General features: G+C 70.0%; 11 protein-coding genes. 5 read left to right on the top strand and 6 right to left on the bottom strand.

From position 1 onward, the window contains the following. Positions 1–30: 30 nt before the first annotated feature. Together KTR9_RS10205 and KTR9_RS10200 are read right to left on the bottom strand one after the other, a co-directional pair. A complete protein-coding gene (locus KTR9_RS10205) occupies positions 31–1,509 on the bottom strand; it encodes a hypothetical protein (protein ID WP_014926320.1) in 1,479 nt (492 codons plus the stop codon). Continuing rightward, positions 1,506–2,873: a glycosyltransferase gene (locus KTR9_RS10200; RefSeq protein WP_014926319.1), complete on the bottom strand. Its 1,368-nt coding sequence runs from the start codon at positions 2,871–2,873 to the stop codon at positions 1,506–1,508. The genes KTR9_RS10205 and KTR9_RS10200 overlap by 4 nt, the downstream gene beginning before the upstream one ends. Before the next feature lie 113 nt (positions 2,874–2,986). Here KTR9_RS10200 and KTR9_RS10195 point away from each other — a divergent pair, with 113 nt between their 5' ends. Next, on the top strand, positions 2,987–4,306 hold the full coding sequence (locus tag KTR9_RS10195; RefSeq protein WP_238554130.1) for a glycosyltransferase: 1,320 nt from the start codon (positions 2,987–2,989) through the stop codon (positions 4,304–4,306). A gap of 31 nt (positions 4,307–4,337) precedes the next feature. Here the strand turns inward: KTR9_RS10195 and KTR9_RS10190 are convergent, their stop codons facing one another. The 3 genes from KTR9_RS10190 to KTR9_RS10180 are packed head-to-tail and all read right to left on the bottom strand — an operon-like array spanning position 4,338 to position 7,072. Beyond that, entirely contained in the window at positions 4,338–5,210 is an 873-nt protein-coding gene (locus KTR9_RS10190; protein WP_148281177.1) for a glycosyltransferase family 2 protein, read from the bottom strand. A gap of 45 nt (positions 5,211–5,255) precedes the next feature. Beyond that, on the bottom strand, positions 5,256–6,083 hold the full coding sequence (locus KTR9_RS10185; protein WP_010842943.1) for an ABC transporter permease: 828 nt from the start codon (positions 6,081–6,083) through the stop codon (positions 5,256–5,258). Continuing rightward, positions 6,080–7,072, bottom strand: coding sequence for a daunorubicin resistance protein DrrA family ABC transporter ATP-binding protein (locus KTR9_RS10180; protein ID WP_014926316.1), 993 nt, complete (start codon positions 7,070–7,072; stop codon positions 6,080–6,082). The genes KTR9_RS10185 and KTR9_RS10180 overlap by 4 nt, the downstream gene beginning before the upstream one ends. 565 nt (positions 7,073–7,637) lie before the next feature. Here KTR9_RS10180 and KTR9_RS10175 point away from each other — a divergent pair. From KTR9_RS10175 to KTR9_RS10160, 4 genes are all read left to right on the top strand, one after another. Next, positions 7,638–9,098, top strand: coding sequence for a condensation domain-containing protein (locus KTR9_RS10175; protein ID WP_014926315.1), 1,461 nt, complete (start codon positions 7,638–7,640; stop codon positions 9,096–9,098). 16 nt (positions 9,099–9,114) lie between these two features. Then, positions 9,115–10,638 (top strand): condensation domain-containing protein, encoded by a 1,524-nt coding sequence (locus KTR9_RS10170; RefSeq protein WP_014926314.1) that lies wholly within the window; start codon positions 9,115–9,117, stop codon positions 10,636–10,638. Positions 10,639–10,644: 6 nt separating this feature from the next. Continuing rightward, positions 10,645–12,063: a condensation domain-containing protein gene (locus tag KTR9_RS10165; RefSeq protein ID WP_014926313.1), complete on the top strand. Its 1,419-nt coding sequence runs from the start codon at positions 10,645–10,647 to the stop codon at positions 12,061–12,063. A gap of 111 nt (positions 12,064–12,174) precedes the next feature. Then, complete coding sequence (locus tag KTR9_RS10160) at positions 12,175–12,651, top strand: DUF4383 domain-containing protein (protein ID WP_014926312.1); 477 nt, start codon at positions 12,175–12,177, stop codon at positions 12,649–12,651. A 17-nt stretch (positions 12,652–12,668) separates the two neighbouring features. Here KTR9_RS10160 and KTR9_RS10155 read toward each other — a convergent pair whose 3' ends face one another. Then, entirely contained in the window at positions 12,669–13,253 is a 585-nt protein-coding gene (locus KTR9_RS10155) for a TetR/AcrR family transcriptional regulator (protein WP_231632654.1), read from the bottom strand. Between the last annotated feature and the right edge of the window lie 97 nt (positions 13,254–13,350).

The following is a 13,350-nucleotide window of genomic DNA, read 5'->3' as shown; positions in this document are numbered from 1 at the left end:
GTTCTCCTCTGCATCACGGGGTCTCATGGGTCACCAGATCTCATGGGGCAGTCCCCACGCCGTCAGTTCACGGTCGAGCAGGTCCGCGACCCGGGCGTCGGAGGAGAAACTGGTCTCGTCACAGCCCAGCACGGTGAAGGTCACCTGGTCCCGGGTGCGGACCAGCCACGACTGGACACCGTCGCCGAACCGCTGCCCCGCCGAGGCGTCGACGCCCTGTGCCATCCCGCGGAAGGCGACCTTGCGCGCCGACCTGCCCCCCAGCACCGTCGCCGCCGGCGGCACGTCACCGAGGTTGGAGATGACCGCGTCGGGAATACCGTTGCCCGCGCTGACGATCTTGACGATCACCGCGGGCGGCAGGAACCAGGCCAGCGGTCGCAGGTGGATGTGCGGGGCACGCCGGCCCTCCGACAGGCGGACGAATGCCGCCTTGCACGTCGCCCGGATGCCGCCCAGATCGCCACCTGCGACCGGCTCGTCGGTGAGGTACACCGAGACGCCGGCGATCGGGTTGGACCGGGTGTCCTCCTCGCTCTCGCGACGGTCGACCGGCACTCCGACCTTGATCGGGTTCGGCAGCGGCGCATGGCCACTCGACCGCAGTAGACCGCTGACCACGGCGATGAACAGGGTGTTGGCGGTGCCATCGTGTTCTGCGGCGACCCGGTCGAAGTCCGCCGCCGGGACGGTCGCCGTCGCCCAGGTGAACTCGGCGGCGGGCGAGCGTTCGGCGATCGGGGCGCGAACCGGGCGGGGGTCGGGTTCGGGGCCGCCGGCCTTGCGCTGTTCGAGCGCCGCCCGCGCGAGCCCGGTGACGACCGCGACGGCTTGTGATCCGGCGTCCACGAGGTCACCGACCCGCCGGCGACGCCACGAGACCGGCGGGAGGGGCGTCACGCCGGTCGCTGCGGTCGCGGGACCCGACACCGGGTTCAGCGGAACCTCCGACGCTGAGGCGGCCTCGGCCGCGGCCGCCAACATGCCGCGGCCGTCGGTGACCACGTGCAGCGTGCACAGGGAGACCACGGTGCCGCCGCCCGCGATGGGAACCGACCGCAGCCGCCAGCACCGGCCACCCTCGGCGTCGAGGGGAACCGAGGACATCTCGGCGGTCGCCCACTCGTCGATCTCCGCGTCTGACACCGGCCGGCTGTCGGCGGCCAGTCCGGGTGCGTCGGGCGCATCGACCCACCGGGGACGCGCACCGACGACATCCGGTACGACGAGCATGCGGTTCAGCCGCCCCCGAGCCAGGGCCGCGTTCATCGCGGTCAGTGCCTCGATCGAGACCTCGTCGTCGAACACCCAGACCAGCTGGAGCACGACCGACCAGCCGAGGGCCGGCGTGACGAACCAGAACGGGGCGTCTTCGGAGGTGAGGCGGTCGCCTCGGAGAGCCGAGCTCTGCGCGCGTAGCCGCGCCGTGATGCCGCGCAGGCCCCGATCTCCCGCCGCCGGCGGGCCGGCCTCGGGTCGTCCTGTCACGGGCGACGGCATCGTCGTCATACGTCCACCTTCGTTTCGCTGTGCATATGCGGTCCCCGCGTACTCGGTTCCCTCATGCACGAGCTTGTCACCGAACTCTCGACCGCGTGTACGGCGTCCGCCAGAGCCACGTCCTCGGCCACCAAGACGTCCCGCAGCCGCGCGGCGCGCTCGGCCACCGCGGGGTCGAGCATCGCCGCGACGGCGTCGCACAGCCGATCCACGTCCAGGTCGCGTCCCGCGCGGGCCATCGGCATCGACACGCCGACACCCAGTCGTTCGAGTTCGGCTCCCCAGAACGGCTGGTCCGCGCCGTACCAGCAGATGACCGACGGCCGGCCCGCGCGCAGCACGGCCGCGGTGGTCCCGGCGCCGCCGTGGTGGACCACGACCGCGCACCGGCCGAAGACCGTGCGGTGGTCGACCTGGGACTCGATGCGCACCGCGTCGGACTCGGCGCCGGTGCGCACCTCCGCACTCAGTTCGGTCCAGCCCGCACACACCAGGACACGTCGGCCGAGCCGGCGGCCGAGTTCCGCGACGACGCGGAGGGTGCTCTCCTCTCCCCGCAACGGCATGCTGCCGAAACCCACGTAGATCGGGGCGTCACCGCCGTCGAGCCAAGACGCGAGCGCGTCGGACCCGGCGACCGGGTGCTCCCCCGGCAACCCGAGGAACCCCACCGAGGGTCGAGGACGCGCCGCCGTGTCGGCGATCCACCTCTGGTCGTCGTGCACCCCGAACATCGGGTCGTAGGCCTGCAACTCCAGACCCGCCGCCGCACGGAGTCGAGCGGTGTAGGGCCGCGATGTCCCGGTCGAACCCAGTTCGGCGCGCAGGCGACGCTCGCGTCGTCTGGTGAGGACGCCGAACGCGGCGTCGTAGGCCGCCCACTGCGCACGAACGGCGCGCGGGCCACCCGGGAGGTGACCGGGTACGGGGCCGACGCGGCTGTTGCGGCGCACCGGGGCGTGGTGCAGCGACACCAGCGGAACCCCGGCGGACTCGGCGAAGGCGAGTGCGGGCTGTTCGGTGATCAGCCCGCTCACGATGACGTCCGCGCCGTCGACGACGTCGGTCATGTCGGAGACGAGGTCCTCCCACCCGGCATTCCGCAGCGACAGGAACACACGCAGCCGACGCAGCGGGCGACGACCCGCCTGCTTGCGGGCCCGCGCCACCGATTCGAGGTGGGCGCGGGTGTCCTGGCCGAGGGGCACGACCTCGAGCCGCGCGACCCCGTCCGCCCAGCCCCGGGCCGGCCGCACCATGTTGGGCGGGACCCCGAGACGCACGTCGTGCCCGCGCCGCGCGAGTGCGGTCGCAAGCAGCGTCGCCGGCTGGACGTCCCCGCGGGTCCCGTTGATGACGAACGAGATTCTCATGACAAGGCCCCGGTGATCCCGGTCTCCGGCCGCGCGGCGCGGTGGCCGGCCGTGTTTAGAATCGGTCGCCCATCTGACCACACCGACACGTGAGGGGTCCGACGTTGAGGTTCGTGATCGCGGTCAACGGTAGTCGCGGAGACGCCCAGCCGGCCGTCGCCCTCGCCGCCGAACTCCTGGGCCGGGGTCATGGGGTGACTCTCGCGGCGCCACCGGATCTGGTCGGATTCGGCAGCGGTGCAGGTGTTCCCACCGAGGTCTACGGCGAGAGCACACGCGCCCTGTTCGATTCCGGTCTGGTGCGGGAGGACATGCGGTCGAAGAACCCGCGCACCAGGCTGCGTGCAGTGTCGGCCATGTCGGTGCGGGGCGGCCGGACCATGCAGCAACGCTTGCTCGAGCTCGCCGACGGCGCGGATGCGATCATCGCGAGCAGCGCCGGTCAGGAACGCGCCCACAACGTCTCGGCGGTTCTCGGGATTCCACACATCCCGTTGCACTACTGCCCCATTCGGCGCAACAGCTCGGTGTCGCTGCTCGCCCACCTCGGTGTCGATGCCCCGGCGGTGGTCAACGACCTGAGCTGGCGGGTCGCCGAACGCGCTCTCTGGCTGGCCACCCGGTCGGCCGAGAACACACTGCGGACCGACCTGGGTCTGTCGCCACTGAACCGCCCCTACTCCGAACTGATCGCCCGCACCGGGGTTCCCGAGATCCAGGCCTACGACCCCGCCCTCTTCGAGGGGCTCGCAGCGCAGTGGGGACCGCGTCGGCCGCTGGTCGGATTCTTCACCCTCGCCGCGGCACAGCGAGCCGGGGTGGGTGACGCCGGACTCGACGGAGCTTCGGGCGCAGGCACACTCGGCGAGTGGCTCGACGCGGGCGAGGCCCCGGTGTACGTCGGTTTCGGCAGTATGCTGCCGGCCGACCCGGACGGGCTGGCCGACGCGTTCCGTACCGCGGCGCAACGCCTCGGGATCCGACTGCTGGTGTCGGGCGGCTGGAGCGGATTCATGTCGAGCGAATCCACCTCGGGTGCAACGACATCGGGGGACGCCGTGCATGTCGTCGGGCACGTCGATCACGACACCGTATTGCCGAGATGTCGTGCCGCGGTCCACCATGGCGGCGCGGGTTCGGTGGCCGCCGGCCTGCGTGCCGGTCTGCCCACCCTGGTCACCTGGGTCGGAGCCGATCAGCCGATCTGGGGACGCGCGGTGAGCAAGGCGCGTGTGGGTGCCACCTTGCCGATGGCGCGGGTGACCGCGAAGTCGCTGATCCCGGCGCTCGAGCAGATCCTGGACGCGGACACCCGACGGCGTTCCGCCGATCTCCGCGGCCGGCTCGTACCCCCTGGCGAGGCGGTCCGCTCGGCGGCCGCCATCGCCGAGCGGGCGGCCGGCGCCGGGGCGACGGGTAGGCGTGCCGGCTGACTCCGGCATGGTCGTGTCCGGACTCCGCCGATCACGGCAGGACACGATCGGAACCACCGCCCCGCACCAGGTTTCGCGGGTCGAGCCGTCCTGTCCGGGTGTCGTAGGACCGCAGCACGACGAGGCGCAACGCGTGCGCGATCGTGATCGCGGGCACGTAGACCGCCGCGGCACCGGCGGCCAGCCCGAATCGACGGTGCAGCAGGAATGTTCGCGGGAGGAAACTCATGTACTGGACGAACGGCACCATGCCGGTCTCCATCCGGCGGGGCGACACCCCGACGGTCAGCGAGCGGAGGAAGGCGTTGCGCCCGCCGGTGTCACCGACGCAGAGACCCATGTCGACATCCTCGAAGATGTTCCGGCGCATGCTGACACGATCCCGGATCACCGCCCAGGTCTCGCGCCGCAGCACCATGTTCGAGCCGTAGAGCACGGGCACCTCGGTCACGGCCTTCTCGCGCCACAACCGGTTCAGCGGGTGCAGCCGGGTCTTCCATCTGTCGAATCTGCCGGCAAGCGGCACGTCGTAGGCCTCGCCGCGCCCGCAGAGTGCCGACCAGTCTCCCCCGACGTCCGCGGCGAAGAACTCCACGATCGTCCGCGCCCAGTCCGGCGGCACCCGGGTGTCGGCGTCGATCCGGGCCACGAGGTCTCCGGTCGCGGCGTCGAGTCCGGCGTTCCGTGCGTACACCAGCCCCTGTCGTGGCTCGTCGATCGTGCGGATCCGTGGGTGAGCCGAACACCAGGCGTCGATCACCGCACTGCTGCCGTCGGTCGAGTTGTTGTCCACGACCACGATCTCGGTGATCCGGTCGAACTGCGCGGACAGCCGGGCGAGACACTCGCCGATCGTGTCCACCTCGTTGTAGACCGGGACCACCACCGAGAAGGTGAGCGGCATGGTGTCTGCTCCTTGTGCTGATCGGTTCGTCATGGGCGCGGACATTCAGGTCCGCCGCATGTAGGTCCGCAGGGTCACCGGCACCACCACGGCGAGGATCGCCGCCGCGCCCACGAGCGTGTATGCGATGTCGGTCCCCACGTTCTCGCCGGCGGCCAGTCCGCGTGCCGCCGTGACGAGATGGGAGACGGGGTTGGCCGATGCGCAGGCCTGCATCCACCCGGGCATGGTGTCGATCGGGACGAGCGCGTTGGACACGAACGTGATCGGCATCAGCACGAGCATCGAGACACCCTGGACGGTCGACGCCTTGTCGAGCAGGACCCCGAGGAGCGCGAAGATCCAGCTCAACGAGAACGCCACGACCACGATCAGCACGCAGGCGACCACGATCCCCACCGGGCTCGCCGGCCGGTACCCCATGATCAGCCCGACGCACACCGTGATGGCCGAGGCCACCACGTAGCGGAACGTGTTGGCCACCAGCGCGCCGGCCAGCGGAGCGATACGCGCTATCGGCAGCGACTTGAACCGGTCGAAGACCCCGCGGTCGAGGTCCTCGCGCAACTGGACTCCGGTGACGACCGACGCCGCGATACACACCTGGACCAGTACGCCCGGGATCAGCAACGGGAGATAGCCGACGACGTTCCCGGCGATCGCACCGCCGAAGATCGAGGAGAACATGACGGTGAACACGATGGGCAGCACGATGACGTCGAACAGCTGCTGTGGATTGTGTTTGATCTTCAGCAGGCCCCGGTGGGTCATCGTGAGCGACTGCATCACCGCGGCCGCCGGCCGAACCCGATCGTGCGCCTCGGGCGTCGCGCCGCCGGAAAGGGCGCTCGGTTGCAGTGATCCCGTGGTCATGCCCGCGCTCCCGTCGGATCGACTTCCGGCGCGGACCGCGTGGGGTCGCCGCCGTCGGTCAGCGCGAAGAACACCTCGTCGAGGGTCGGACGCACGACGTTGACCGACGTCAGCACGATCCCGCGGGCGCGGAGCGCACCGAGGATGTCGGCGAGCGGGTCGATGTCGGACATCGGCAGCACGAGGACCCCCTCGCGCCGGGCGATCGTCGCCTCGCCGCTCGAGGTGAACGGCGCGCACACCTGGGCGGCCGCCGTCAGATCATCCACGTCGGCGAGTTCGATTCGCACGCTCATGTCCCCGACGCCGGCCTTCAGTTCGTCCGCGGTGCCGTCGGCGACCACCCGGCCACGATCCATCACCGCGATGTGATCGGCGAGTTCGTCGGCCTCGTCGAGATACTGTGTGGTCAGCAGGACTGTCGATCCGCGCGCGACCATGTCGCGCACCGTCTGCCACATCTGGGCCCGCGTGCGGGGGTCGAGTCCGGTGGTGGGCTCGTCCAGGAACAGCAGGCGGGGCCGGGTGATCAGCGACGCCGCGAGATCCAGACGGCGGCGCATGCCGCCGGAGAAATGCCCCACGCGCCGGGTGGCGACCGCGCCGAGCCCGAACTCGTCGAGCAGTTCGTCGGCGCGGATGCGCGCCCGGCTGCGTGACGATCCGATGAGTCGACCGAAGATCATGAGGTTCTCGCGGGCGGTGAGATCTTCGTCCACGGAGGCGTATTGGCCGGTGACCCCGATGAGCGACCGGACCGCCGTCGCCTGCGTGACGACATCGTGCCCGAAGATCCGGGCGTCTCCGGCATCCGGCCGCAGCAGCGTCGCGAGCATGCGCACGGTGGTGGTCTTTCCGGCGCCGTTGGTCCCCAGCAGGGCGAAGACGCCACCTGCGGGCACGAGGAGATCGACCGCGTCGACGGCCCGTGTGCCGCCGAATTCCTTGGTCAGACCGCGGGCCTCGATGGCCGGGACGGTCGTGGACATGGCACCCCCGATGCGTGTGGTCGACTTCGGCCCCACGGTAGGTGAGCTCCCGAGGTGTCGCAACGTGACCTGTTGCGGTATTCGACACTGCCCGGCAACGGTTTTCGTCGACACGCCGTCTGACTTCGCATTCCGTCGGGACGGCGCCCGATCGCGTCGCAGCTCGTCACCAGTTCTTTACATGAACGCAACGAGAGCCCGGTGCGTTCACCGCCGTCGATCCCCGATCAGCGAAACAACCAGGTACACAGCCGACTTCCACGCCCACACGGTCGATCCTCGACGCAGCGACAACGGCCTCGGTGATGAACGTCACGCGCTCGTGCCGCTGCACGTGTCCGTTGTGACCGCTTAGGCTCGCTACAGACACAGGCGGTTTCGACGTGATCCGCTCGATCCCGGGGAAACTCCCCCGGTGCGTCGTACCGAGTCGCGCACGTGCATCGGGGTACGAGCGATTCCTGTTGTCTCAGATCAGAACTCATGGGCCGGGGGGTCATGTCGTCGAAGGCACGGCATGGTGTCGCGGCCCGGGAACGGATGACCGACACATGGACGACCGCGCATGAAGTTCACCGAGCTGTCCGACTATCCCGTACCGGCTGGGACGGTGACGATCTGGACACCGACCACACGTACGGATCTCGCGGGGTGGCAGTCGGATCCGCGGCCGTTCACCTACGACCAGTCGGCGTCGATATGGCGGTCGGCGGCCGGTGACGACGATGAGAACTCCTGGCTCGGAGCGATTTTCGAGATCGACGACGAGCTCGATGCCGAGCGTTTCGAATCCTGCCTGAACCAGTTCCTCACCCGGCACGAGGCCCTTCGGTCGACCGCCGACCCGACGAGCGACGATCCGCACCACGGACGCCGGACGTACCGGGGCGGCCATCTCGGTGTCGACACCGAGGTGGCCGGCGGATTCGACTCCGGTGACGATGTCCGCGAGCTCCTGACCGGGATCTTCGACGCCAGACTCGCGCCGACGCGCTGGCCGCACTGCATCGTGGCCACCATCTCCTCGCCCCGCGGTGGTTTCTGCGTTGCGTTCGCCGCCGATCACGTGGTGATGGATGCGTATTCGATCCTGTTGAGCATGAGTGAGATCCGGCGCCTGTACATCTCGGCGCGGCGCGGCGCGTCCACCGAGATGGCGGATGTCGGAAGTCATCTCGACTTCGGCGTCCATGACCGCGCGGTGGGGCTCGGACTCACCGGCGAGCACCCGGCCGTCTCGCGCTGGCGCACGTTCCTGGACCGTTCCGCGGACGCACCGGGATTCGGTCTGCCACTGGTCCGTCCGCACCTGGAGACCGGGGATCGTGCGCGCACACCGCGCCAGCGCGGCGTTTCCGAGTACGTGGCCACCGACCGCCTGGCGACGTTCGTGACATCGGCGGCCCGGACGAGCGGACACGGAACGCAGACGGCGGTGTTCGCCGCTCTCGCGGTCACCCTCCGCGCACTCACCGGGCGCGACACGCTGCGACTGACGATGCCGATGCACACGCGAACGGAGGCTCGGTACGCGGGATCGGTGGGCTGGTATGTCGGGCTGGCGCCGCTCGAGGTCGATCTGTCCGGCTCGGTCACCTTCGACGACGCACTCACCGCGACCGCGGCCGCGATCGACGAGGTGCGGCACCTGCCGCTGTTCCCCTATCAGCGCATCGTCGAATTGCTCGGCACCGGAGGAGAACCGGAGTTCGTCGTGTCGTACCTGGACATCCGTCACGTCCCGGGAGCCGCCGAATGGGATGCGGCCCGGGCGCAGATCCTGCGGGGCGGCTCGAGGTCGGACCGTGAGGTGTACCTCTGGATCGCGCGGGTGCCCGGCGGGATCACGGTGTCGGCCCGGCATCCGGGTCACGATCCCGCCGACGCGAGCATTCGCGACCTCATCACGACCTACGCGACGATCCTGCGGACGCTCGCGACCGAGGGAACAGCACTCCCGCTGTCCTCCTACACCTGCGCGACCTTCGCCGGCACCGCCGCGCTGGACGACGCCCGCCCCGCCTGATCGACGAGAGGACCCGATGAGAATCACGGCAATGGGCAACTGGCGCCCGCAACCGGGAACCGCAGTTCGCTTCGACCCGACCGAAGCGTGCCGCGAGGCCGCCGCGACCGCCCTCGCCCACGCGGCGCCGGTCACGTTCCTGGCGCAGAACCACGTCCGCGGTGCCCAGCTGGCCCGGGCGGCGGGTCGCACCCATCGCGGATACCTGGGATCGGGCACCGAGATCGACGGCGACCTCGACACCGCCGCCCTCGGACGCGCCCTGACCCTTTTCGTCCGGCGTCACGAGGTACTGCGCACCTGGTTCGAGTGCCGCGACGGGGAGGTCACCGCTCATCTCGTCGACTCGTCGGACATCGAGTTCGAGGGTCACGTCGACCGCCGACTGACGACCGTCGACGACGTGCACCCGTATCTCATCGATCGTTTCGACCGCGAGACCCCCAGCGACACCTTCCCCGGCTTCGCCTTCGGGGCCATCAGCCGGCCGGGCGGTTTCGCCATCTTCCTGGCGTGCGACCACGCCCTCTCCGACGGCGCGTCACAGGCCCTCGCCCTCGACGAGATCGCGCAGATCTACGCCGAACTGGTGCGGGCCGACGAGCCCGACGACGCGGTGGCCGCAGAGGCAATACAGACCGGGGCAATGCAGACCGAGGCGGCGGCGCCCGCCGGAGGCTACTTCGCCTACGCCGCGGCCGAGGAGCAAGCGACCGCCGCGCATCTGGCCGGAACCCCGCAGACCCGCGCCTGGCAGGACATCTTCCGTCGGCACGACCTGCAGATGCCCCGCTTCCCTCTCGACCTCGGCCTGGGCCCGGGTGAGACCGCGCAGGTGACCGGTGTCGAGGTCTCGCTGCTCGACCGTGCCGGGATCGTCGCCTTCGACGCCGCCTGCCGCGCGGCGGGAGGTCGCTTCATCGACGGCGTCTACGCGGCCATCGCCATCGCCGACCGGGAACTGGCCGGCGCCGAGGACTACTACGGCATGACGGTGTTCAACACCCGGGTCGCCCTCGACGGTTACGCCACGTCTCAGGGATGGTTCTGCAGCTTCGCACCGGTCGAGTTCTCCATGACCGACGCATCCACCTTCGCCGAACTGATCCCGGCCGCCCACGCGGCCCGCCGGCGCGCGCGCGACCTCGCGGCGGTGCCGGTGGCGGCCGCGCTCGCCGCCATAGCCGCCGCGGGCGCCACCCCGGATGCGATCGTCACTGCCCCGAACCTGCTGTCGTACATCGATTTCCGATGGTTTCCCGGAACGTCGCGCGACGCGTTCCGGCGCGGCGCCCTGTTCACCGGGGAGGGCCGCACGGCCAACGCGTCGGCGTGGATCAACCGCGACCACGACGAGCTCTACCTGGGCAGCCAGATCCCGGGGACGCCGTTCGCGGAGTCGGTGGCGCGCCCCTACTACCACCACCTGCGCGACATCGTCACCGACATCGCCGCAGCCGGCGACCGGCAGATCCACGGGCCCGCGGTTGCGGCAGGGCCATCCGACCCCGGCGCCGCGGCTCTGCGCAGAGGAGCGTGAGTACGAGTGCACGTCACCACCATCGATCGCTATGGTCCGCCCGCGGGTGAGCTGTTGTGCTGGACCGTGGACACCTCCGCCGCACGGTCCGAGATCTCCGATGTGCCACCGTCGTTCAACCAGACCGTGCACCTGGCCACCGCCGAGGACTCGAGTACGTGGTTGGCCGCGGCGTTCACGGTCCGCGGCCGGGTGGACCGCGCCGCGCTCGGCTCCGCCTACCACGCCCTCATCGCACGGCACGGCACCCTGCGGTCGTCGTTCTCGACCGGGCCGGAGGGGGTCCGGCGCCACTCCTACGATCCGGACGACCTCGTACTCCGCATCGACACCGTGATCGACACGTCCTCCGACACCGTCCTGCGCGATCGGCTCCGCGACACCCTCGACCGCGCATGTCATCCCTTCGGCTACCCGGCGTACCTGTTCGCCGCGATCGACCGCGACGACGCGTCGACGATCATCTGCGGATTCGACCACTGCCACGTGGATGCCTACTCGATCTCCATCGTGATCGACGACCTGCACCGCTTGTATGACGGATACCGTTGCCACGGAGGTTCTTTCGATCCCTCGGCGACTGCCATGAGCGGTAGTTTCGTCGACTTCTGCGCAGCCGAGTCATCCGCTCCCCCCGTCGCGCTGTCCGATCCCCGGATGCGCCAATGGCTCCGCTTCTTCGACGACCGGGACGGCGCGCTGCCCACCTTTCCCCTTGATCTCGGTGTCGAACCCGGGGCCATCGCAGCCCAGGCCACCGAGGTGCGCACGCTGTTGGATTCGGCTGCGACGGAGCGGTTCGCCCAGTTGTGCCGACGCAACGGTGCGAGCGTGTTCGGCGGAACGCTGGCCGCGATGGCCGACGCGGTGCGCCGCTGCGGCGGCGGGCCAGAACTACCTCTGCTGTTCCCGATGCACACGCGTCGGGAGGAGAGGTGGCGCGACGCCGTCGGCTGGTTCACCACCAATGCGCCGCTGCGGGTCGTCGGTACCGGGGATCTGGTGGAGACGATCCGGCGCACCGGACCGGAGCTGCGTCGGGCCGTCGCGCTCGGCGAGGTACCCGTTCCGCAGGTCATCGAGGCGATGGGCGGACTACGCCGCACGCGGGCGGACATCTTCATGGTGTCCTACGTCGACTACCGGCTGCTCCCCGGCGCGGATCGGCACCGGGCCATCGATGCCCACCACATCTCCAATGCGACGACCGCCGACGACGCGCAGTTCTGGATCTCACGGACCGGCGACGGACTGGCGCTTCGTGCCCGGCATCCCGACACGCTGACCGCCCACCGCACGATCCGCCGGTTCACCGACGAACTCGTCCGGACGCTGCGCGCCGGCGCCGAACTCGCGGACACCGATGGTGTCGATGTTCTCGAGCAAGCCGTCGGGCCCGACACCGCGCGGGTCGTCGGCCTCTGACCGCCTCACGAGCAGGTTTCGGGACACCGGTGGGCGGATACTCCTCTGCGGTCCACCCGCCACGGTGAAGAGCCCGCCGCGGCGACCCGGCATCTCTCGGAGGCGATCCTCATGACATCGGAGAATTCGCGACTGACACGTTCACCGATCCGGACCGCGGCGCTGGCAGTCGGTGTCGTGTTCCTGCTGGTCGGCATCCTCGGGTTCATCCCCGGCATCACCACGGACTACGACACGCTGACGTTCGCCGGTCATCATTCCGAGGCCGCACTGCTGGGCATCTTCCAGGTGTCGATCCTGCACAACATCGTCCACCTGCTGTTCGGCGTCGCGGGTGTGCTCATGTCCCGCACGGCGTCCTCGTCGTTCCTCTATCTCGTGGCCGGCGGTGCCGTGTACCTGGTGCTCTGGGTGTACGGACTGCTGATCGACCACCACAGTGCCGCCAATTTCGTACCGGTGAACACGGCCGACAACTGGTTGCACTTCGTGCTCGGCGTCGGGATGGTGGGCCTCGGCCTGCTCCTGCGACGGTCGGAGCCAGTAGCCACGCGGCATACGGGCCCGGCCGGCGGCCGGCGGATCTGATCCGCTGCGCCCGGCAGCTACCCGATGGTCGCCGCCGCGAGGGCGGGAAGCGCGGCGGTGATCAGGGCGAGCAGTTCGTCCCGGGTGAGCGTCGGCGCCTCGGTCGTCTCCGCGGTGAGCCACCGGATCGTCGTCTCCTCGACGAAGGCGATCCAGCCGTGCACGCTCATCACGACGACCGGGGTCACCTCGACCCCGAACACCGGAGCGTGGTCGAGAACCCGGGCGACCATCACCTCGCGGGTGCGGTCGAAGACCTCCCGCATCGCGGCGTCCGAACTCGAGGCTCCGCGGATCAGCGTGGTGTAGGCGGTGCGGTTCTCACTCACATAGTCGACGAACGCGGCCATCGACGCCGACAGGATCGCTATCGGATCACCCAGGGACTCGTCCGGCTCGGTACGCGCGAGCATCCGGTCCGCCTGAGCCTGCGCGATCGCGACGTGGAACTCCTGCTTCGAGGCGAAGTAGTGGAAGAGCAGCGCCCGCGACACCCCGGCGGCGTCGGCGATCGCGTCGATGGTGATCTCCTCGAGCGGCCGGTCCCCGACCATGGCGAGGCCGTACTCGATGAGCTGGTCGCGACGCGCCTCGGGACTCATCCGCGTGCGCTTGTGCGGGGCGCGCCGGTCGCCGGCGTCGCCGCCGATCGGGTCGCCGCTGATCGTCTTGCCGTTGATCACCGACACTGTGCACTTC

The sequence above is a fragment of the Gordonia sp. KTR9 genome, from assembly GCF_000143885.2.
Classification (GTDB): domain Bacteria; phylum Actinomycetota; class Actinomycetes; order Mycobacteriales; family Mycobacteriaceae; genus Gordonia.
Note: the sequence above shows the minus strand (reverse complement) of the source record. Positions and strands in the feature narration are given on the sequence as shown.

What these genes read in the sequence shown, in the direction of transcription:
- KTR9_RS10170 (WP_014926314.1), top strand. Translation starts at nt 9,115, where the DNA reads ATGAGAATCACGGCAATGGGCAACTGGCGCCCGCAACCGGGAACCGCA.
- KTR9_RS10200 (WP_014926319.1), bottom strand. Translation starts at nt 2,873, where the DNA reads ATGAGAATCTCGTTCGTCATCAACGGGACCCGCGGGGACGTCCAGCCG.
- KTR9_RS10180 (WP_014926316.1), bottom strand. Translation starts at nt 7,072, where the DNA reads ATGTCCACGACCGTCCCGGCCATCGAGGCCCGCGGTCTGACCAAGGAA.
- KTR9_RS10190 (WP_148281177.1), bottom strand. Translation starts at nt 5,210, where the DNA reads ATGCCGCTCACCTTCTCGGTGGTGGTCCCGGTCTACAACGAGGTGGAC.
- KTR9_RS10155 (WP_231632654.1), bottom strand. Translation starts at nt 13,253, where the DNA reads ATGAGTCCCGAGGCGCGTCGCGACCAGCTCATCGAGTACGGCCTCGCC.
- KTR9_RS10185 (WP_010842943.1), bottom strand. Translation starts at nt 6,083, where the DNA reads ATGACCACGGGATCACTGCAACCGAGCGCCCTTTCCGGCGGCGCGACG.
- KTR9_RS10175 (WP_014926315.1), top strand. Translation starts at nt 7,638, where the DNA reads ATGAAGTTCACCGAGCTGTCCGACTATCCCGTACCGGCTGGGACGGTG.
- KTR9_RS10205 (WP_014926320.1), bottom strand. Translation starts at nt 1,509, where the DNA reads ATGACGACGATGCCGTCGCCCGTGACAGGACGACCCGAGGCCGGCCCG.
- KTR9_RS10160 (WP_014926312.1), top strand. Translation starts at nt 12,175, where the DNA reads ATGACATCGGAGAATTCGCGACTGACACGTTCACCGATCCGGACCGCG.